General features: G+C 61.9%; 18 protein-coding genes. 8 read left to right on the top strand and 10 right to left on the bottom strand.

The features are described 5' to 3' along the window. Positions 1-59: 59 nt before the first annotated feature. A complete protein-coding gene (locus DM872_RS10630; protein WP_256873366.1) occupies positions 60-1286 on the bottom strand; it encodes an epoxide hydrolase family protein in 1227 nt (408 codons plus the stop codon). A 568-nt stretch (positions 1287-1854) separates the two neighbouring features. Between DM872_RS10630 and DM872_RS10625 the strand changes: the two genes are divergently transcribed. From DM872_RS10625 to DM872_RS10605, 5 genes are all read left to right on the top strand, one after another. After that, on the top strand, positions 1855-2784 hold the full coding sequence (locus DM872_RS10625; protein ID WP_179059456.1) for a malate dehydrogenase: 930 nt from the start codon (positions 1855-1857) through the stop codon (positions 2782-2784). 292 nt (positions 2785-3076) lie between these two features. Next, entirely contained in the window at positions 3077-3595 is a 519-nt protein-coding gene (locus DM872_RS10620) for an RNA polymerase sigma factor (RefSeq protein ID WP_179059511.1), read from the top strand. A gap of 2 nt (positions 3596-3597) precedes the next feature. Next, positions 3598-4440, top strand: coding sequence for a FecR family protein (locus DM872_RS10615; protein WP_179059455.1), 843 nt, complete (start codon positions 3598-3600; stop codon positions 4438-4440). A gap of 75 nt (positions 4441-4515) precedes the next feature. Then, entirely contained in the window at positions 4516-6834 is a 2319-nt protein-coding gene (locus tag DM872_RS10610) for a TonB-dependent receptor domain-containing protein (protein ID WP_373273699.1), read from the top strand. A gap of 417 nt (positions 6835-7251) precedes the next feature. Further along, a complete protein-coding gene (locus tag DM872_RS10605; RefSeq protein ID WP_256873360.1) occupies positions 7252-8466 on the top strand; it encodes a patatin-like phospholipase family protein in 1215 nt (404 codons plus the stop codon). 18 nt (positions 8467-8484) lie between these two features. Here DM872_RS10605 and DM872_RS10600 read toward each other — a convergent pair whose 3' ends face one another. The 5 genes from DM872_RS10600 to DM872_RS10580 form a co-directional block, all read right to left on the bottom strand. Beyond that, positions 8485-9525: a YeiH family protein gene (locus DM872_RS10600; protein ID WP_179059454.1), complete on the bottom strand. Its 1041-nt coding sequence runs from the start codon at positions 9523-9525 to the stop codon at positions 8485-8487. 56 nt (positions 9526-9581) lie between these two features. Beyond that, positions 9582-9992 (bottom strand): GFA family protein, encoded by a 411-nt coding sequence (locus DM872_RS10595; protein ID WP_179059453.1) that lies wholly within the window; start codon positions 9990-9992, stop codon positions 9582-9584. Between the two features lie 24 nt (positions 9993-10016). Continuing rightward, entirely contained in the window at positions 10017-11402 is a 1386-nt protein-coding gene (locus tag DM872_RS10590; protein ID WP_179059452.1) for a spinster family MFS transporter, read from the bottom strand. Between the two features lie 73 nt (positions 11403-11475). Next, entirely contained in the window at positions 11476-12474 is a 999-nt protein-coding gene (locus DM872_RS30475) for a flavin reductase family protein (protein WP_256873359.1), read from the bottom strand. 64 nt (positions 12475-12538) lie between these two features. Next, a complete protein-coding gene (locus DM872_RS10580) occupies positions 12539-13600 on the bottom strand; it encodes an LLM class flavin-dependent oxidoreductase (protein ID WP_179059451.1) in 1062 nt (353 codons plus the stop codon). 82 nt (positions 13601-13682) lie between these two features. Between DM872_RS10580 and DM872_RS10575 the strand changes: the two genes are divergently transcribed. Continuing rightward, the gene (locus DM872_RS10575; RefSeq protein ID WP_179059450.1) at positions 13683-14603 is read left to right on the top strand and encodes a LysR family transcriptional regulator; all 921 of its coding nucleotides are present in this window, start codon (positions 13683-13685) and stop codon (positions 14601-14603) included. Between the two features lie 138 nt (positions 14604-14741). Then, on the top strand, positions 14742-16145 hold the full coding sequence (locus DM872_RS10570; protein ID WP_179059449.1) for an MATE family efflux transporter: 1404 nt from the start codon (positions 14742-14744) through the stop codon (positions 16143-16145). Positions 16146-16385: 240 nt separating this feature from the next. Here DM872_RS10570 and DM872_RS10565 read toward each other — a convergent pair whose 3' ends face one another. Both DM872_RS10565 and DM872_RS10560 read right to left on the bottom strand, forming a co-directional pair. Continuing rightward, positions 16386-16619 (bottom strand): hypothetical protein, encoded by a 234-nt coding sequence (locus tag DM872_RS10565; RefSeq protein ID WP_179059448.1) that lies wholly within the window; start codon positions 16617-16619, stop codon positions 16386-16388. A 255-nt stretch (positions 16620-16874) separates the two neighbouring features. Continuing rightward, positions 16875-17537 carry a hypothetical protein gene (locus tag DM872_RS10560; RefSeq protein WP_179059447.1) on the bottom strand — a complete coding sequence of 221 codons (663 nt, stop codon included), beginning with the start codon at positions 17535-17537 and terminating at the stop codon, positions 16875-16877. A 319-nt stretch (positions 17538-17856) separates the two neighbouring features. Between DM872_RS10560 and DM872_RS10555 the strand changes: the two genes are divergently transcribed. Further along, entirely contained in the window at positions 17857-18528 is a 672-nt protein-coding gene (locus DM872_RS10555; RefSeq protein WP_179059446.1) for a DUF3313 domain-containing protein, read from the top strand. Positions 18529-18654: 126 nt separating this feature from the next. Here DM872_RS10555 and DM872_RS10550 read toward each other — a convergent pair whose 3' ends face one another. Together DM872_RS10550 and DM872_RS10545 are read right to left on the bottom strand one after the other, a co-directional pair. After that, a complete protein-coding gene (locus tag DM872_RS10550; RefSeq protein ID WP_179059445.1) occupies positions 18655-19038 on the bottom strand; it encodes a hypothetical protein in 384 nt (127 codons plus the stop codon). Positions 19039-19104: 66 nt separating this feature from the next. Beyond that, positions 19105-20082, bottom strand: a complete 978-nt coding sequence (locus DM872_RS10545) for a carbon-nitrogen hydrolase family protein (protein ID WP_179059444.1) — start codon at positions 20080-20082, stop codon at positions 19105-19107. Positions 20083-20154: the final 72 nt, after the last annotated feature.

Below are 20154 nucleotides of genomic sequence, written 5' to 3'. Positions count from 1 at the left end.
GTATGCATGGCGACGATTGCCTGCGGTGCTGAATTCATCGCGAAGCCGGGCTGGCGAACTCAGCGCAGAGAACTGAAGGCGGCGCGCACCTCGCGGCTGAACAGCTCCGGCTCTTCCCAGGCGGCGAAGTGCCCGCCCTTGTCGACGCGTTGGAAGTAGATGAGTTTGTGGTAGGCCCGCTCGGCCCAGCTCTTCGGCGGTTTGTAGACCTCGCCGGGGAAGATGGTCACTGCGGCGGGAATGCTGATCGGAGCCATGGGTGCGGTGCTGGCGCTGTTCTCCCAGTAGATGCGTGCGCTCGAGGTTGCCGTGTTGGTCAGCCAGTAGAGGGAGATGTTGTCGAGCATCTCATCGCGGGTGAAGGCGCGTTCCGGCTCGCCACGGCTGAATACCCACTCGCCGTACTTGTCGTAGAACCAGGCCGCCAGCCCCGCCGGCGAATCGGCCAGGCCGTAGCCGAGGGTTTGCGGACGAGTTGCCATGATGGCGGCGAAGCCAAATCCCTTGCCAAGGAACTCCCGGGCCGTATCGAACACTTCCCGTTCCTCTGCATTCAGATTCGCCGGGGCGGGGTCGCCGCACTTCAATGCCTTGCCCACCTCGGGCGGGAGAGTCGTTGCGCGCTCCACCCGATTGACGTGGATGCCGAGCAGGCCGGCGGGCGCCTGGCGTCCCATGGCGTCCGAAATGATGGCGCCCCAGTCGCCACCCTGCGACACGTAGCGCGTGTAGCCGAGGCGCTTCATCAGCGCATCCCAGGCGCGCGCGATGCGATCGGGGTTCCAGCCCGTGCTGGTGGGCTTGCCGGAGAAGCCGAAGCCCGGAATCGAAGGCAGCACGAGGTGAAAGGCATCCTTTGCCGTACCGCCATGTGCCGTGGGGTCGGTCAGCGGACCTATGACCTTCAGCAACTCGAAGACGGAGCCGGGCCAGCCGTGGGTCATGATCAGCGGCAACGCATCCGCGTGGCGGGAGCGGACGTGGATGAAGTGGATGTCCAGTCCATCGATGCTGGTCAGGAACTGGGGAAAGGCGTTGAGCTTCGCTTCCGCCTTGCGCCAGTCATAGCTGCCGTCCCAGTAACGCACCAGCGCTTGTAGCTTGGCGAGCGGCACCCCCTGGGAGCGGTCGTCGACGGTTTCCCGGTCCGGCCAGCGGGTTGCGGCCAAGCGGCGGTGAAGGTCCTGGAGCGCCGATTGCGGAACCTCGGCGCGGAACGGGCGCAGCGCATCGGCCGCAGGTGGCGTCGTATCGGATTCGGAGAACGCTGTTATAGGCCGGAGCATCGTGAGGGCTGTCAGTGCGGCACCTTTCAACATCAGGGAGCGGCGGGACAGGGCAGTGGCGTTGATCAATGGGTGGATGGCCATGGTCGTATTTCCTACCAGATGCAGGATCGAGGTGACGAGCAGGCGCTTGCGTCGAGATCACAGCTGAAGGTCTGGACGGGTCGGATGTAAATGGAACTCTAGTGGACGACATGGGGGCTTGCGAGGCACGCGGAGCGTTGTGGTGTAGGAGCGAGCTTGCTCGCGAAGGCGTGGCTCAGGTGGTTCGCGGGCAAGCCCGCTCCTACAAGTGCGGCAGGTTAGACGGGGCAGGGGGGAGGGCAATCGATACCTGCTCGAACTCGACGGCCTGGCCCTGTGGGGGCGAATTCATTCGCGAAGGGCAACGCAGTTGCCCCCTATCACCATCCGATGAAGTGCAAACCAACCCTGTGGGCGCGACTTCAGTCGCGAAGCGGCCTCCCGCTGCCCGCGAACCATATCCACCTTCGGGTGGCCGTTTTGCATTAGCGGGCAATACTTCTCTGCAAAGGTTGGCGTGTCGCGCGCCGCCGGGAGGTGTGAGGTGAACAAGCTATCAATTGTGGGTGTCGGGATGGTGGGTGAGGCGGCAGCTCAGATCATCGCCCGGGAAGAGTTCTGTCGTGAGCTGATGATGATTGATGTGCAGGGTGACCTGGCGAAAGGCAAGGCGCTGGACGTCTGGCAGGCGGCAGTTGAGTCAGGTTCCGATACCCGGGTTTACGGCGGTTCCGATGCCGAAATGCTGCAGGATTCTGACCTGGTGGTGATTACGGCGGGTGTGCCCCGCAAGCCTGGTCAGTCGCGCCAGGATGTGTTGAGTATCAACCTGCCAATTCTCGACGGCATCATGCGGGATATTAATCGCCATGCTCCGGCGGCGACGGTGTTGGTGGTGTCGAACCCGGTCGACGTGCTGACCTATCGGGCCTGGAGTCTCAGTGGGCTGGGACGCGACAAGGTGTTCGGGCAGGCGGGGGTGCTGGATACAGCCCGCATGAAGTGTTTCATTGCCGAGGAGACAGGGTTTTCTGCTCGGGATATCACGGCGCTGGTGCTGGGAGGGCATGGCGATAGCATGGTGCCGCTGATGCGATATTGTGCGGTCGGTTCGGTGCCGCTGTCTCACTTCCTGTCCAGTCAGCAGATAGACCGGATCGTGGAACGCACACGCCAGGGTGGCGGCGAGATTCTAGGTTTGAAGAAGGTCGGGAGCGCCTGCGATGCGCCGGGCGTGGCAATTGCACAGATGGTGGATGCCATCGCCAATGGGCGGAACCGCATTTTGCCGGCAGTTGTGATTCTCGACGGCGAGTACGGGCGAACGGACATTGCCATGGGCGTCCCCTGCGTGCTGGCAGCGGAGGGGATTGTGCGAGTGATCGAGTTGCCCCTGGATGCGCAGGAGCAGGCGATGTTCGACCATTCTGCCGATCAGGTGGGGCGTGATATTGCTGAAATGAAGGCTTTGTGAGCGGGTGTAGATGAGCACGGAAAAGGGGACAGGTTTATTTTCTCGGACGAAAAGGGGGACGGACGAAAAGGGGGACAGATTTATTTTCTCTGCTCTAAACGTTCGCTTCTGGCCGTATGCAGCCGGTCTCGAATGGCAGCAAGCGCCCGGAAGCAGGCGCTAGAGCGATCTGCTGTCTACCAGGCGCGCTTCGACTCTCACACTTTTCATTAATAGCGAACGATTCATCTATCTATTGCTAACCGTTCGCATTTATATTTGCATCCAGTTCAACTTCTTCCCCAGCCACATCGTGCAGCAAGCCACCTCCAAGCGATCCTTAGTCGCGGTTCTAGTTCGTCACTACGACGAGCTGGTTGATTCAGTGCGTCGCCGCTTCGGTGATCGCCATGCGGCCCATGAGGTCGTGCACGATGTCTGCGTGCAATTACTGGAGGCGCCCGAGAAAGAAGACGTCCGCCTGCCGTTGGCCCTGCTGCGCAAGATCACTCATGATCGGGCCATCAGCCACTACCGCAGCGAGCGGCGGCGCCTGGCCTGGGTCGATGAGCACGCGGAGATTCCAGCGGTCATTTGCACTGCCGCGACCCCGGAGCACCATCACGAGACCGCTGACGAACTGGAGCTGCTCAGCACGGCCATTGCTGCTTTGTCGCCGCGCTGCCAACAGGTGTTCGTCATGCACAAGCTCCATGAGCTGCCGCAGAAAGAGGTGGCGGTCCGGCTGGGAATTTCACTGAAGGCCGTGGAAAAGCACCTCAAACTGGGCATGGATCGCTGCCGTGTCATGCTCGGCTACCAGGAGGCGTAGGCATGAACACCCATAACCCGCAGCAGGACTCATCCGTCCCGGCAGATGACGCGATTGCACGCCACCGCGAGGAGTTGAAGAAGCGATATCCGTTGCCAGATCCGATCAAGACATCCCGGCGGCGCAGCCGCGCCGCGCTGACGAGCTTGATGGTCACGCTTGGGCTCGCCGGCGGATTGTTCTGGCTGGACCCTGGTTACAGGACCGAGCAGTTCGCCAGTGCTGTGGGTGAGCAGCGAGAGGTCGACCTGGCGGACGGCAGTCATGTCTATCTGGATGCGGCCAGTCGTATCGAGGTCAGCTGGCACCTGCGCTCGCGTCGGGTAGAGCTGCACACCGGCCAGGCGCTTTTCAGTGTCGCCCCCGCGATCTACCGTCCATTCCTGACCACTTCGGGCTCGGCCCGGATCAAGGTGGTCGGCACTCGCTACAACGTCAGTCGCTATCAGGACGATGTGCGCGTCACGGTAGAAGAGGGCAAGGTCGATGTTCGTGGTCACGGTGCGGACGTCCGCCTCATGCCGGGTGAGCAGATTCTGGTGCGCAACGGTCAGCTCGGAAAAACGGTGCGGGTCGACGCTGCGGCGTTCTCTGCCTGGAAAGATGGCCGCCTGGTGTTCGACCGAACGCCCTTGAGTGAAGTGCTCGCCGTGATCCAGCGATACCAGCGAAAGCCTGTCGCCCTGCAGGACAGCAGCCTGGCGGCGCTGCCGGTGTCGGGCGCCTTCGACAGCGCACATCTGGACAGAATGTTGGCATTGCTACCGAAGATCCTGCCGCTGGACTTCACCACTGACAGCAAGGGCACGCTGCATGTGCAGCGACGCGCCGTAAAAAATAATTAATTTCCCGAGGTAGGGTTTTCTCTGCGCTGTGGCGGCTAGCTCCAGGAACACAACACTTTCCCCGGAGCACAACGCGTGAGAACCCCGACCCTCCGCCTTTCCCTGTTGGCCAGCAGCCTCCTGCTGGGCCTGTCGGCGATGGCCCAGGCTGCCAATGAAGTTGATTTCAATCTACCGGCGGCGCCGCTCGAAAAGTCGCTGAACGCCTTGGCCAGCCAGTCCGATGTCCAGATCCTCTTTTCCAGCGATATCGCGGCCGGGAAGCAAACGCCAGCGCTGCGCGGTCGCTACACCGCAGAGGAAGCGTTGAAGAGATTGCTGGGCGGTAGCGGTCTCAACGTGCAACAGCAGGACGAACACACCTATATCGTGGTGCCCGACGAGGCCGTCGCGTCCCTGCCGACCCCCGTTCCTCCCGCGCCGATGGAAATCGCACCACTGATGGTCACCGGTGAAAAGATCAACCGCACCCTGGCACAAACCCAGTCCAGCGTCGTGGTCGAAACCGCCGAGAGCATTCGCGAGCATGGCGACATGGACCTCGCCAGCGTGTTCAGCCGCACGCCGGGCGTGTATACCCAGGCCGGCAACGAAAACTGGGGTATCCGTGGTGTGCCGGTATCCGGCTTCGATGACCAGGGACCGGCCACGCTCAACGGTGCGGTTTCGGTGTTCGTCGACGGCGCTGTACAGCCAAACCGGGCACTGACTCTCAGCCCGATGCCGCTGTGGGACGCCGAGCAGGTGGAAGTGTTCCTGGGGCCGCAGTCCACCACTCAGGGTCGTAACTCCTTAGCCGGTGCTGTGGTCATACAGACCAAGAATCCAACCTTCGACCCGAGCCTTTCCGCACAGACCAACGTGGGCAGCTATGGTGAGCGTGGCGCGGCAGTTGCGGGTGGGGGGGCGATCATCGACAACAAGGTCGCCGGTCGTATCGCGGTGGATTACCAGGAAGGCGATGGCTACATCGACAACACCTTCCTCAATGACGATGCCAATCCGACCCGCACCAGCAATGCCCGTGGCAAGCTGCTGATTCTGCCCAACGATGACGTCGACGTCCTGCTGACCTATGCCCACGGTGAAAGCCGCAAGGGTGACAACACGGTCATGCGTGAGAATGGCAAGGTCCGCTATTACAAGATGACGTCCGACACCAAGGCGTTCGACAAGCTCGATCAGGACACCGTCAGTGCCAAGGTCGATTACCGCCTGGACGATAACTGGTCCATCACCAGCCTCACGGCCAATACCAGTTCGGATTACGACGCGCGTCTGGATTTCGACCAGTCGGCTGACTTCAACCAGGTCGTATTGCGCAAACAGGAAGGCAACCTGTTCAGCCAGGAGCTACGCCTGAACTACACCTCGGACCTTGTGAAGAGCTTCGTCGGTGCCTATTACGCGCATAACACCAATGACTTCCACGACCGCTTGTTGTTCAACAACAGATTGTTCGGCGAGGCCAAGGGCGACACCACAATCGAGAACAAAGCGGTATTCGGTGAAGTCAACTGGACCTTCGCACCGCGCTGGACGTTGATCACCGGCCTGCGCTACGACCACGAAACCAACGATACCGACATCGAGCAGGACGACTTCTCCAGCCCGGCCGATATCAGCGAGTCGTTTGATGCCGTGCTGCCGAAACTCGGCATCGACTATCAACTGGGCGAGGAGCAATACCTGGGCTTCATGGTGCAGAGGGGCTATCGCGGCGGTGGCGTCAACATGCGCGCGGGCGGCGGTCACGAAGCCTACGATCCGGAATACACCACCAACTACGAGCTGTCCTACCGCGGTTCGTTCTTCGACCATACCCTGCGCACTCGCGCCAACCTGTACTACACCGACTGGAAGGATCAGCAGGTCAGTGTGCTGGATCCGAATACTGAGTTCGTCCACGTATTCAACGCCGGTAGCAGTGACATCAAGGGCCTTGAAGTCTTTGTCGAGAAAGACCTCGGCGAGCAGCTGACCCTGAACGCCGGTGGTGCAATTACCGTTGGCAAGTACGAGGACTTCGTCACCGGCGATGGCCGGGACATGAGTGGTGAAGATTTCCTCTATTCGCCCAGGTACAAGCTGTCGATGGGGGCTACCTATCGCTGGAATGAGCGAGTGACCCTCAACACCGACGTTGTCTACCAGAGCTCTTCGCCTTCGGAATACGAGTTCAACGACGCTGGCGAGGTAATCGACGAGCGCAAGAGCGACAACTACTGGCTGGCTAACTTCAACGCCGAGTACAAGCTCACCCAGAACATCGCCGTATCCGGTTTCGTGAAGAATGCCTTTGACAAGGAATACATCACCAACAACCGCAGCGGCGACATCATTGACGTCGGCGCCCCGCGTACGGTTGGCCTGGTTCTGCGATACGACATGTAACCCATGGACGCGGGGGAAGCCGATGCCCCGCGTCCTGTTCACCGATCAAGCGAGGTTTCGGGCATGTTTCAATGAGGCGCAGGGCGCTTCGCCCGGCTCATCGCGCAACGAGAAGCGGTAAGTTCCGGTAGAGCCAATCCTCCGGCCAGGAACGGCCGTTTAGAGCAGGAGATCTGTCCCCCTTTTTGCGTTAGCTTCGCCCGGCCATCCAGACCAGCGACGGCATGCTCCAGGTTTTCTGAGCGTAGAAACGTGAAGCGTCTTTAATGATGTATGCGGCGCAAAAGCTGTCATTACCCCCGCGCGCAGTTGCCACGGATGAGCAATCCGCACCTCGGCACGCAAGCTGTTGAGGAATGACCCGCGCGAGCATGTGCGACGTCGCTATCAAAGCCTTCGTGCGCGAGAGAGTCGACTATGAAAGCCACCAACCTGATCGTGGTCCTGTTGCTCCTGTTACAGGGCTGCACCATGGCGCCGACGCGCCTGTCGGCAGTGCCGGACGACCTGACGGCAAGAGCGGAAATTCCCGGCATGCCTGGGGTGCGTTATGTCGGCGCCGGCGATATGACTGAATTCACACGAATCGGCGTTCAAGCGCTGCAGCGGGAGCAGGCCTACCTTGCAAAGCAAGGGCACAAAGGGCCACTGCCGCCAGCGGTATATCTGGCCATTTCGGGCGGCGGTGACAATGGGGCGTTCGCCGTAGGCGTATTGAATGGCTGGACGGCTACAGGCACGCGCCCGGAATTCAAGCTCGTTACCGGCATCAGCACGGGCGCACTGATCGCGCCTTTCGCATTTCTGGGGCCGAAGTACGACGCGACACTAAAAAAATTCTATACCACGCTGTCACCGAAAGACGTCCTCCAGCCGCGCAGTTTTCTCGAAGGTGTTCTGGGGGATGCAATGTCAGACAACGCACCGCTGTTGAAGCTGACACGCGAATCGTTGAATGAACAGATACTCAAGGAAATCGCCGCCGAGTACGCCAAGGGCCGCTTTCTGTTAGTTGCCACTGCGGACCTCGATGCGCGCCGCCCCATAATCTGGGATATGGGGAAAATCGCGACCTATGGCGGTCCTGAGGCGTTGGATCTGTTCGTGAGAGTGATGATTGCATCTGCCTCTATTCCGGGAGGATTTCCGCCGATGATGATCGACGTGGAAGTCGACGGTAAGGCCTATCAGGAGATGCATGTGGACGGCGGCATCATGGCGCAGGTGTTCGCTTATCCGGCGTCGGTTCGGGTCGATGAGGAAGCAAAAGCAGTTGGAGTGACCCGCGAGCGCAAGCTATACGTGATACGCAATTCACGACTTGACCCGGACTGGGCAGACGTCGAGCGCAAAACCATGAGCATCGCCGGTCGCGCGGTCACCTCGTTGATCCACAGCCAGGGTATCGGCGACCTCTACCGGATCTATTCCACCACCCAGCGTGACGGTGTGGATTTCAACCTCGGGTTCATACCTTCGAGCTTCAACGCTCCGCACAAAGAAGAGTTCGATAACGAATACATGCGCAGTCTCTACGCCACCGGTTATGACATGGCGGTGAAGGGTTTCCCTTGGCTCAAATCACCTCCCGGCTTCACTGCTCCCGGTGTAACAGGAGCAGGGAACGAGTGAGCGTGCGTTGTGCGCAACTCATCGGCCCAGGCAGAGCAGGCCCATTACCAGTGCCGCGAGGAACAGCGTCTCGCCCACCAGCAGGGCGATCGGACGCCACCCAACTGATGCGAGTTTTTGCAGCGACGTTTTCAACCCCAGGGCGGCGATGGCGATCACCAGGCAACCGCGCGACGTTTCACTCATGGCGCCGGCCAAAGAGGGAGGCAGAAAACCACTGCTGTTGACCGCGACCAGGCAGACGAAAGCCACCAGGAATCCTGGGAGTAGGGGTAACCGCCGCCCGCTGTCCGCCTGCGTGCTCCGCTGTCGGCTAAACAACCAGGCAACCACCAGGACAGCGGGCACCAGGAGTGCCACTCGCAGCAGCTTCACCACGGTGGCGATATCGCCGGTGGCCGGGGAAATCATGTAGCCGGCACCGACCACCTGGGCCACGTCGTGGATGGTGCCACCCAGAAAAATCCCGGTGTGCTCAGGCGACAGACCCAGCAGCTTGCTGATGATTGGATAAGTGATCATCGCCACGGTCGAGAGGCCGGTGACGCCCACCACGGTCAGCAACGTATCGCGCTCGCTGTTCTCATGCTTGGGCAGCACCGCGGAAATCGCCAAGGCCGCCGAAGCGCCGCAGATGGCGACGGCACCACCGGTCAGCACGCCGAAGTCGGCACGCAGGTTGAGCAGGCGAGCACTTATCCAGCCAACAGAAATGGTCGCAGCGACTGCAAGCACTGCGGCCAGGACCGTTTCCAAACCCAGCGAACCGATCTGTTCCAGCGTGATACGCGCGCCCAGCAGGGCTACGCCTATGCGCAGGATCGTCCGTGCGGTGAACTCGATGCCCGGAAGGCAGCGGCTGTCCTCGCTCAGAAAGTGGCACGCCATACCGAAAAGCAGGGCGTAGAGCAGGGTGGGTCCGCCGTAATGATCGGCGATGAACGCCGAGGCCATGGCGATCGCCAGGCTGACCATCACCCCAGGGGCGAGGGTCTGCACGCGGCCCAGCAGCTGCCGGGGCAGGCTGACGGGGTCGGGGTAGTGTGCGTCTTTGATCATCGTGGTCATCTCGTGCTCGCCCGGCTGCGGTGGCCCGCCAGCCGGGGCGCGGTTCTTCACTCGGTTGCCGCGTGCTCGAAGCACGGCAGGCTGCGGTCGATGGCCACCCAGGGCTGCGCCGACGAACACCAGAGGTGCAGGTTGGGCGTGGTGAGCGCGTCGGCCAGGGTGCCGGCCTTGACGGCGAGCACGCCGGGCATCGCGGCGATTTCGGAGTACAACGCCGAGCCACAGCAGGTGCAGAAGTAACGTTTGACCGGTAGGCCGCTACCGCCGGCCTTGGAGTAGCAGCCGAGGCTCTCGCCCTCGACCAGGAAGTCTGCGATCGGCACCAGCACATTGACCGAGAAGGCACTGCCGGACTGCTTCTGGCAGTCGCTGCAATGGCAGACGGCGGTGGTCAGCGGGGCGAGGTGGGTGGAGTAGTGGATGCCGCCGCACAGGCAATTGCCCTGGATGGAGTTCATGAGCGTTCTCGTGGGTTGGAAGGGTTAAGCCGCAGCCGTCGCAGCGGGCTGCCACTCGCGGGCCTGCTGGATGGTTTTTCCGAAGCTGTGTCGGGCGCAGAGCAGCAGTGGGCAGGCGAGGGCGCAGGCGATCAGGGTGACGATCAGGATCGAGTAGCGAATGGCGGCGGGGTCGACCAGCACGTAGTCGGTGATGACGCCGATTGCCAGCGGGCCGATGCCAACGCCGAGCAGGTTGAGTACGCCGGTGAACAGGGCGATGAACTGGCCACGCATCGGCGCGGGCGCTGCTTCGACGATCAACGCCGGGCCGACGCCGAACAGGCAGACCCAGAGGGCGGCGGTGACGGCCAGGAACGGCAGTGACAGAGGGGCGCTGGGCGCCAGCAGTAGCGGTGTGGCGCACAGTGGCAGGACCATGCTGGCGATGATCGCCACTCGCAGGTTGCCATTGGCTACGCCGCGGCGGCGCCAGCATTCACCCAGCCAACTGGCGCCGAGGACCCCGAGCGGCGCGCTGACGCACATGATCAGACCCATCACCGTGCCGGCCTTGGCGTAACTCCAGCCGAATTCGCGGACCAGGTAGCTGGGGACCCATGCGCCGCCGCCATAAACCGCGGCGTTGTAGAAGCCCATACCGACCACGATGGCGAAGAAGGTGCGTCGGTTGGCGCGCAGGAACGCCAGGACTTCTCCCAATGGCACGCCCGGTGCCGTCAAGGTCGGTGCCTTCCGGCCGGCGCGATTCAGTCGCGGCTCCGGCACGCCGACCATCAGCAATAGAACGATCAGGCCCGGCAGGCCGATCGACATTAGCGTGGTCTGCCAGGGCGCCAGAGTGCCGAGGAAGGGGAGGGTGAGAGGATGGGCGCTGAAATAGCCGAGGACCAGACCGGTAGCGAGCAGGCCAGCGCCCACACCGATCGGGCCGCCGGAGCCGAACACGCCGAGCGCGCGGCCGCGTTTCTCCGGCGCGAACAGGTCACTGATCAGCGACACGGCGCCTGGCAGCAGCACCGCCTCGCCAACTGCCACGCCGACGCGGGCCAGCAGCAGGTGCCAGAATTCCGTGGCCAGGCCACTGGCGGCTGTGGCCAGGCACCACAAGCCGATGCCGATGGTGATGACCAGCCGCCGGTTACCGCGATCGATCAGCCTCGCGATCGGCAGGCCGGCCAGGGAGTAGAAAGCGGCGAAGGTGAATCCATGGAGCATGCCCATCCAGGTGTCGTTGACGTGCAGCGATTGCTGGATCGGCCCAACCAGCAGGCTGAGCACCTGCCGGTCCATGATCGAGAAGACGTAGGCGAGCAGCAGTACGCCAAGGGCATAGTTGGCCTGGCCGGGGCTCGCCAGGCAGGGCGCCGAGCTGGCAACCGGAGCCTGGATAGTCGTGGTGCTGGACATCGACGGTTCACCTCAATGGCTTGTTTTTGTATTCGAGGCCGCGCGGCGCGCAGGCCGCCGCTGCGGTGCTGCGTCAGCGCGCCGCCGGGATGGCGTCGGCCTGCTGCCAGAGGTTGTTGTCCTGCCAGATGTTTTCCTTGCGCCAGTGCGCCGGCAGCTCGGTGCCGGTGTGCTGGATGACGCGACCGATCAGCAGCTTGAGTTGCTGCGCTTCGTCGTAGGACAGCCCCTCCAGGGCACTCATCTCGGCGGACTTGGCAAAGGCCAGCCATTGGATCGCCAGCTGGCGGCCCTTGTCGGTAAACAGCACTTTCTGTTCGTGCAGGGTCAGCAGGTCGTTGTGCAACCAGGTGGCCAATTGGTCCGGGGCCAGTGCCTTGCCGGTGAACTCGAACAGTTGGCGCAGCTCCTCCAGGGTTCGCCCTTCGCTGAAGCTGAGGATGCCGAGCAGCTCGAAGTCGCTGTCTTGCATGCCCATCGCCCTCAGTTGCTGGCGAATCGGCAGTTGCAGTTGGTAATAGGCACGTCCGAGCAGGAAACCCAGCCAGTTTTCGCCGTAGATGACGCTTTGCTCACCACGAGGGGCGGGCGGCACCAGGCGGCAGTAGCCGCCGCTGTGGAACACCAGCGGCGCTTCGTCGAAACGGTCGAACGCCAGCACTTCACCGACCAGGATGATGTGGTCGCCACCCTCGTACTGATAGGTGGTCTTGCACTGGAAGCGCGCTGAGCAACCATCCAGCAGCGGAACCTCGCTGAGGCCGCGTTGGAGGTCGAGACCGGCGAACTTGTCGGCGCCGCTTTTGGCGAAGCGGTTGGACAGCGGCTCCTGATCGGTCGCCAGGATGTGCACGGCGAAGTGCGAGCCTTCGGTGAAGGCGTGAGCCGACGAGGAATCCTTGTTGATGCTCCACAGCACCATCGGCGGGTCGATCGACACCGAGTTGAAGCTGTTGGCAGTCAGCCCATAGTCCTGGCCGTCCGGGCCTCGGGTGGTGACGATGGTCACGCCGGTGGTGAAGGCGCCGAGCGCCTGACGGAATTGCTTGGGGTCGAAGGGCAAAGTATTCATCGACGGGTACTCCACCGCCACCGGACGGGCCAGCGGCGGCTGATTGTTGTTGGATCGAAATGGCTCAGCGGTTGAGCAGCGGCATGACCAGGCGGCCAAAGCGCTCGGCTTCTTCGTGGTGTGGGTAGCCGGAAAGGCAGAACCCGCTGCAACCGGCATCGACGAACGCCAGCAACTGATCGGCGACCTGCTGCGGGTTGCCCACCACCGCAATACCAGCACCGGGGCGTACTTCGGTGATGCCGGTCCACAGGTGCGGGGTCATCTTGCGGCCGACGGTTTTGGAGAGTTCCTTCATCCGTTGGTTGGCCACGGACTCGGCCATCATGGTCTTGACCTGTTCTGTCCAGGCCGGGTCGGCGCCGTTGACCAGCGTATCGGCCGCCGCCCAGGCTTCCTCTTCGGTTTCGCGGCAGATGATTTGCAGGCGCATGGCAAATTCGATTTCTTCGCCGCGGCCGTATTTGGCAGCGCGCTCACGCATTTCCTTGACCTGTTCGGCGATGCGTTCCGGGTAGTCGCCCCAGAACAGGTGCACGGCGGAGTGCTTGGCGGAAATCTCTGCTGCCTGTTCCGAACCACCGCCGAGAAAGAACGGCGGGTGCGGTTGCTGGAAGGGAGAGGGTATGACTTGCGGGGCATGTGCCTGGTGGTACTTGCCTTCGTATTCCACGCCTTCTTCGGTCCACAGGCGCTTCATCAGCTCGACTTCTTCTTCCAGCTGTTCGTAGCGCGCTTCCTTGGAAACGATCTGCCCCTCGGCATAGGCGTCTTTCTCGCTGAGGCCGGCGATCAGGTTGATGTAGATGCGCCCTTTGGACAGCTGGTCGAAGGTGGCGAACATCTTGGCCTGGGCGACCGGATGGATGAATCCGGGCTTCACTGCCACCAGGGCTTTGAGCTTCTGCGTGCGGGCGATCACGAACGAGGCGGTCACCCAGGCATCCCAGCAGAAGGGCGTCACGGGGACCAGTACGTAATCAAACCCGGCCTGTTCCGCGGCGACGGCTACCCGCTCGAAATGCTCGAGGGACCGGGGAATGCTCTTGCTCGGATCGCTGAAGGCAGTGGTATCGCCAATGGTTGGAATGAACCAACCCATCTGCAGGGGTTTCTTGTTGTTCATGTGGGCTCTCGTGCAGTGAAACTGTGGCGCCACTACAACAAAGCCTTTGCGATGAAGGAAGTGAATATGTAGCATTCGACGAATGCACAATATTAATACTCGTACCCTCGACCTGAACCTGCTGGTGGTCTTCGCCACCCTGTGGGAAACCCAGAACGTCACCCGCGCCAGTGAGCGCCTGTCGCTCAGCCAATCGGCTGTCAGCCATGCGCTGCGCCGTTTGCGCGAACGCCTTGGCGACGAGCTGTTCGTGATCGGGCGCGGCGGCCTGGTGCCGACGGCACGCGCGGCCGAACTGATCGGTCCGGTACGTGAGGCACTGTCCCGTCTGGACGACGCTCTGCAAGGTTCTGTGCCCTTCGTGCCGGCAGCGGTGCAACGCAAGTTCCGCATCGCCTCCGGCGACTTCGTCGAGTTCCTGATCCTGCCGCGCCTGACCCAGCACATTGCGCGCGAGGCACCGGGGGTGATGATCGAGGTAGTGCCGCTGCCGCAGAAGAGTGCGATTTCGGGGCTACTGGAAAGCGGCGAGATCGACCTGGTCATCAGCTCGCCGATGACGCTTGGCGCAGTCCTGCGTCATGAGCCAATCACCAGCGTTTCGCTGCGCACCCTGATCTGGCAGCGTGAAGGCCTTCCACCTGGGCGTTTCCCGCTGGGCCTCTATCTGGAGAGGCCGCAAGTGATGATCGAAATGCATCAACGGGATGGCAACATCATCGATCAGACGCTACAGGCCCAAGGGCTGGCGCGGCGCATTGGCGTACTGGTGCAGAACTTCATGGCGATGCCGGTGATCGCCTCCCAAACCGGCTACATCTGCAACCTGCCAGGGCCCATCGCCGAGGCGTTCGCCGCAACCTTTGGCCTCAGCTGCCACGAGCCGCCAGTCGACTTCCCGGCGCCCGAGCTGGTGGCGTATTGGCACTCACGCTTCGATGTCGATCCGGGTTTGCAGTGGTTGCGCGAACAGGTGAAGAGCTGCGCCGTCCAGCGCCCCTGAAGGGCTCAGCTTGCGCCTGGAACAGATATCGATATGCATGCCTTGCATAGGTTAAATATCAATAATTCATTTTACTCATCACATTGCTTGCCAATCCAATGGCGGTCAGCCCCAACAATAAAATCCACAGGGATAACCATGACCGCCATCGATCCGCGTACACGTCTGCTATTGGAAGCGCCCATCGTGCCGACCGTCTTGCGACTCGCGGCACCCAACGTATTGGTGATGATTGTCCAGGCCTCGGTCGGCCTCATAGAAACCTATTTCGTCGGCAAGCTTGGCAGCGACGCGCTGGCTGCAATGGCACTGGTTTTTCCGATTGTCATGCTGATGCAGATGAGTTCCGCAGGCGCGATAGGAGGTGGCATCGCCTCGTCCATCGCGCGAGCCCTCGGTGCGCAACGCCGGGAAGATGCCGATGCTCTGGTGCTGCATGCGATGGTCATCGCGCTCGGTTTCGGCCTTGCGTTCACGCTGGCGCTCCTGCTGGGCGGGCGGTGGCTGTATACGCAGATGGGGGGCACCGGGGCGTCATTGGAGGCGGCGTTGGTGTACTCGCACTGGGTATTTGCGGGTGCCGCTCTCGTGTGGCTGTTCAATGCGCTGTCTGCGGTAATCCGGGGCACCGGCAACATGGCAGTGCCTGCCAACGTGACTGTCGCGGGTGCTGTCGTGCTTATCCCGCTGTCGCCCTTGCTCATCTTTGGCTGGGGACCGATTCCCGGCATGGGTATCGCCGGCGGCGCGGCGGCGCTGCTCCTGTATTACCTCGGCGGTACGCTCGTGCTCTGGATGTACCTGCGCTCACCGCGCAGTCTGCTCAAGCCGAAGCTGATGGGCGTCCGGCTTCGCTGGCCGTTGTTTCGCGACATCCTGCGAATTGGCTTGGTCGGCCTGATTGCAACGGTGGCCACCAACCTGTCAATTGGCGTCGCGACGGCGCTGTCGGGGCATTTCGGCCCGGATGCGATTGCTGGATACGGCACCGCCGCACGGCTTGAATACCTGTTGGTGCCGCTGGCATTTGGTTTTGGTGCACCGCTGCTGGCCATGGTGGGTACCTGCATCGGGGCCGGCGACAGGGCACGCGCCCTCAAGGCTGCGTGGGTCGGTGCCGCGATTACCTTTGCAATCACCGAAACGATCGGGCTGGCGGCGGCAATCTTCCCGCGCCCCTGGCTGATGTTGTTTGGCAATGAGCCGGCCATGCTTGAGGCCGGCACCCAATACTTGCAAGTGGTCGGCCCCTTGTACGGTTTCTTCGCCCTGGGGCAGGTACTGCATTTCGCATCGCAAGGCGCGGGGCGCCTGTTCTGGCCTGTGGTGGCCAACCTCGCACGCCTGGTTGTGGCGGGCCTTGGAGGCTGGCTTGCGTTGCACTGGGGCGGCAACCTGATGCACGTGTTCGTTGCCCAGGGCGTAGCGTTCGTGGTGTATGGCCTCGTCATCACCGCCACGATTGCCGGTGGTGCGTGGTTCGGCCGCGTGAGCTGGCCGCGCAGCACTACCGCTTTGATACGTCGCATCCAATCGGCTTGATCATTCCTGCCTATAGGCTTCTGGTGCAGCCGCTACATTCAGGCAGTCCTCCCACGGAGCGGTATTGGCAACTGGCTGCCGTTAGTCGCTGAGCGAAAAACTTCACATACGCGTGAGAGGTCCATATCCGGTATGCCGGTCTCGGCTACTGGCCGGCGTCCGAAGGGTCCGCACATGTACGAGTTCATCGCCGATAGCCTGCAAGAGAAGCTTTGCCAGGTGCTGTCTGATTGCCTCATTTCATGTTCGATTGGCTCGAATGGTGAGCTCGCCGTTATCGCGAAACCGTTTGAGCGGAATGACGGATTGGTGATCACCGGCTTCAGCGCAAACTGCCTCATCACCGATAGCTCGCTCGATCGGGCCGTATGGCGAATCTATTGGGAAGTTCGGGAAGGGCTCCGAGAGCTGCGAGGAGCCGCCATGGAAGAGGAGATCACCATGGCGGCCCTGGACGTCCAGGATGATGCCCACGTGAATGGTCCTGAATGCCCAGAGACTTTGATGCATGTCTTGCCTGAGCGTTCGAACAAAAAATCCCCCGCTGTACGCCCGATACCATCGCACAGCACCTCCGCTTATCCGCAAGGCAAGAGCACGATATTTGCGCTCAGCAATTCCAGGACTGTCCCTCTCGCCGGACCTTCAAGAATTGCGCTGACCCCAGCGGATCGGCCCGGCGTCTCGTTGACACTCCATTGGATTCCGCGCCTGCTTCAGACAGAACCATCACCCACCCAGCGCAATGATCGCGAATATCAGCGCTGTGCCGACGAGTGCCAACACCGCGCCGGTGGCCCACGGGTTGCCACCGGAATAGCGGGCCAGCAGCCAGCCTGAAATAAACAGCATCGCCAACGACACCAGGTTGGAGGCTCGAATCGCCGGTCCGGTCTGGTCGATCAGCAGAAAAGGTATGACCAGGGGGAAGGTCGCCAGCACGACCAGCAGGAAGGTGCCCAGTGCTCCGGCGAAATCTTTCAGGTCCAACCGCGCGCGAACGGGTTTGTCCGCATTCATCAGCAGGCGCAAACGCAACGCTTCCAGGCCGTCCGATCCTGCCGCTTCGGTAATGCGCAGGGGCAGGGCGTCGGCAATCAGCTCCCGACCTTCGGCCGGACTTGCACCGCTATGCAGGCGCGCGAGCAAGGTTCGGCTGCGGGTGCGTTCGGTCCAGGTACCCAGCAAGTAGATGACGGCATCGGCCAGGCCCCATGCGAGGTTGCAGCCGAACGCCGCGATCAGCATGGTTCGGGCCTCTTCACGGCCTGCCGTGGCAACGCTCAGCGATCCAATGAAGGTCATTGCCATCAGCAGCCCGAATATCACTTCGGTGATACGGCTGACGGGTTCGAGTATTCGCTGCCGGGTATTTCGTTCCTCGATTTCCATTGCATCCCCTCGCTCTGTCAGCTTCGCGAGAAGTGTAGGCAAGGTGTGAGGCGAACGTGGGTTTCAGGCGTGAGAGGAATCTGCTTTCCCGCCGCAGTCGTGATCCTGCCCATCCCACTTGAATAGCCCTGTGATGTGGACTGGAACTCGGCACTCCGCCAGCTACGCTTGAGCCTGTCCCCCCAGCGGGGATCGCCCTGACCCCCCGGCCCTATAGCGGGAGCAGAGGCGAGGGGGTCCGATTCTCTTTACGCACTTTGCGTCTGCTTTCCAGGCAGCTGAAGGCGGATATTCAGGTTTTTTCCAAGGGGGCTTCACCATGCGTTCGAACTTGATTGCGGTAACGGTCGCTGCACTACTGGCTACGGGGGGATGCTCGAGCACAATGGTCGAGCCCGCCAATTACTCGGGGTTCCTCCCCAACTACAAGGTGCTGGAAGAGCAGGAGTCCGCCAGTGGGGCAAAGGTGGCGCGCTGGGTAGATCCCAACATCGACCTGTCGCGCTATAGCAGCGTTTATCTGGAGCCCAGCCAGTTCTACCCGCGCCCTCAGGCCAGCTCGCAGATACCGCAGGCGACGCTGGATGAGATCACCCGCTACTACGATGCAGCGCTCAAGCGAGAGCTTGGTTCGGTGGTGAGAATCAGCGATTCGCCCACCGCCGACAGCGTCATCGTGCGCCCGGCCATCACTGCAGTATCGACGTCCACGGAGGGGCTCAAACCTTACGAGGTGATTCCCATCGCCCTCGTTGTCGCCGCGACGTCCACCGCGATTGGCGCGCGGGATCAGCAAGTGGAAATCGCCACCGAAGCGATGTTCCTCGACGGGGGCAATACCAAGCTCCTGGCAGAGGTCGTGCGCAAAGGCACCGGCGAAAGCCTGGAGAACAAGGAAGCCGTGCTTTCGGTGAAGAATATCCAGCCCGTGATCGATGGGTGGGCAAGCGACATGAGACTCGCCTATCTCCAGTTCCACAAACGTCCCTGACATTGCCGAGAAGTGAGCGCGACGTCAGTCTCGGCGCAGCGCTTTCACGTACGTAAAAATAGCCCGCCTCACGGCGGGCTACACGCGTCCAGGCTTCGCCGGCCAGGGCCTCGCTGGTGCGGTCGATCAGCCGCGGATGAACGTCACCGCTGCAGTAATCAACCCTGTGGTGAGCGACACAAACGAGATGAATGAAACCAGGCGAAAGACCTTGGTGCTGTCCACCTTCTTCGAAAACGCCATTGGGACGAAGGTCAGCGGGTTAACCACACCACCGAATATCACCAGCGCGGCGGCCCAGCCGGGAAGCTGAGGAACGGCCAGTGCGGTGACGGCCATTACCGTCCCCATGATGATCCAGTCCATGTGCGCCTGGCGTAGCCGCATCGGGTTGATAACGCCTACGGCGCGCAGCATCGCCGGGTAGTCGACAGCGGCGAGCACCGCAAAGCCGGAAAGCGCACCTAGGGCGATGGATAGCAATGCGGTAGCCAACAGTACTTGAACCATGACGCAAACCTTTGTGAGGTTGGGTGGAGCCGTGCGGCGCCACCCGGATAAGGGAGGGGGGCAGAATCAGGCGTCGCACATGTTCACACCGTTGCGCATGCGCCGATCGATCGAGAGCTCGAAGACATCCGCACGCGAGTAGTGCCCGACCACGTCCAGGTCATGGCGCTGGGCGTCGATCTGCGAGAGGTCGATCTTGCCCAGCACAATGCCTGGCTCACCGAACAGTGGGCTCGTTACCCAGGAGCCGTCAGGCCCGATCACACCCGAGCCGCCATTGAACAGCAGGCCCGCTTCTGGCGCCTCGCGCCCGACGCCGCGGCGATAGGCCGCCAGCAATTCAGCCGGGACATCATCGGTGGACAGGTATTGCCCTGCGCAGAGCACGAAGCAGCGGCCCTCGAAGGCATATGACCGGGCGGCGATATGGTGCATCTCCGGGATGTCTGGCCAGGCCGCCACGTGAATCTGCTCGTCTTGCGCGTGCAACGCCTGGCGTGCCAGCGGGTGCCAGTGCTCCCAGCAAACCAAGCCCCCGATACGGCCAACTTCGGTTTCGACTACCTTCAGTCCGGCGGCATCACCGGCGGCCCATACCGTGCGTTCGGTATGTGTGGGGGTCAGCTTGCGGTGCACATTCAGGATCACGCCATCAGGACCAATGGTGACAAGCGAGTTGTAGAGCGAGCCGCCGTGCTGACGGGAGCGCTCGTTCATGCCCATCACTACGGTGACTTCGTTGGAACGTGCGGCCTCGCGGAGTACCGCCAGGTCATCGTCCATGGCGTCAGGCGCTCCGATAGCCGGGCTGTCGGCCAACAGCTTTGCATACCAGGACTTCGCTTGCGCATCGTCCCAGCCGGCCATGCCAAACACCCAGGCCGGATAGCAGCTGAGCCAGGTTTCAGGGAACACCACGAGCTCTGCGCCCATACGCGCGGCGTAACGAATATGCTCGGCTGCCCTGCGCATTGACTCGGCGGAATCCAGTACCGCTGCGGGCATTTGCACGATGGCGACAGTTTTTTCTCTATTGCTGGTCATTCCAAATACCTTAATTAAGTTGGTTGCGTTGCGCGCCTGCTCGCTTGTGCAGCAGCCGGAACCTGGAGGTCA

The sequence above is a fragment of the Pseudomonas taiwanensis genome (assembly GCF_013393345.1).
Lineage (GTDB): Bacteria > Pseudomonadota > Gammaproteobacteria > Pseudomonadales > Pseudomonadaceae > Metapseudomonas > Metapseudomonas resinovorans_C.
This window is presented reverse-complemented; position numbering and strand designations above follow the sequence as displayed.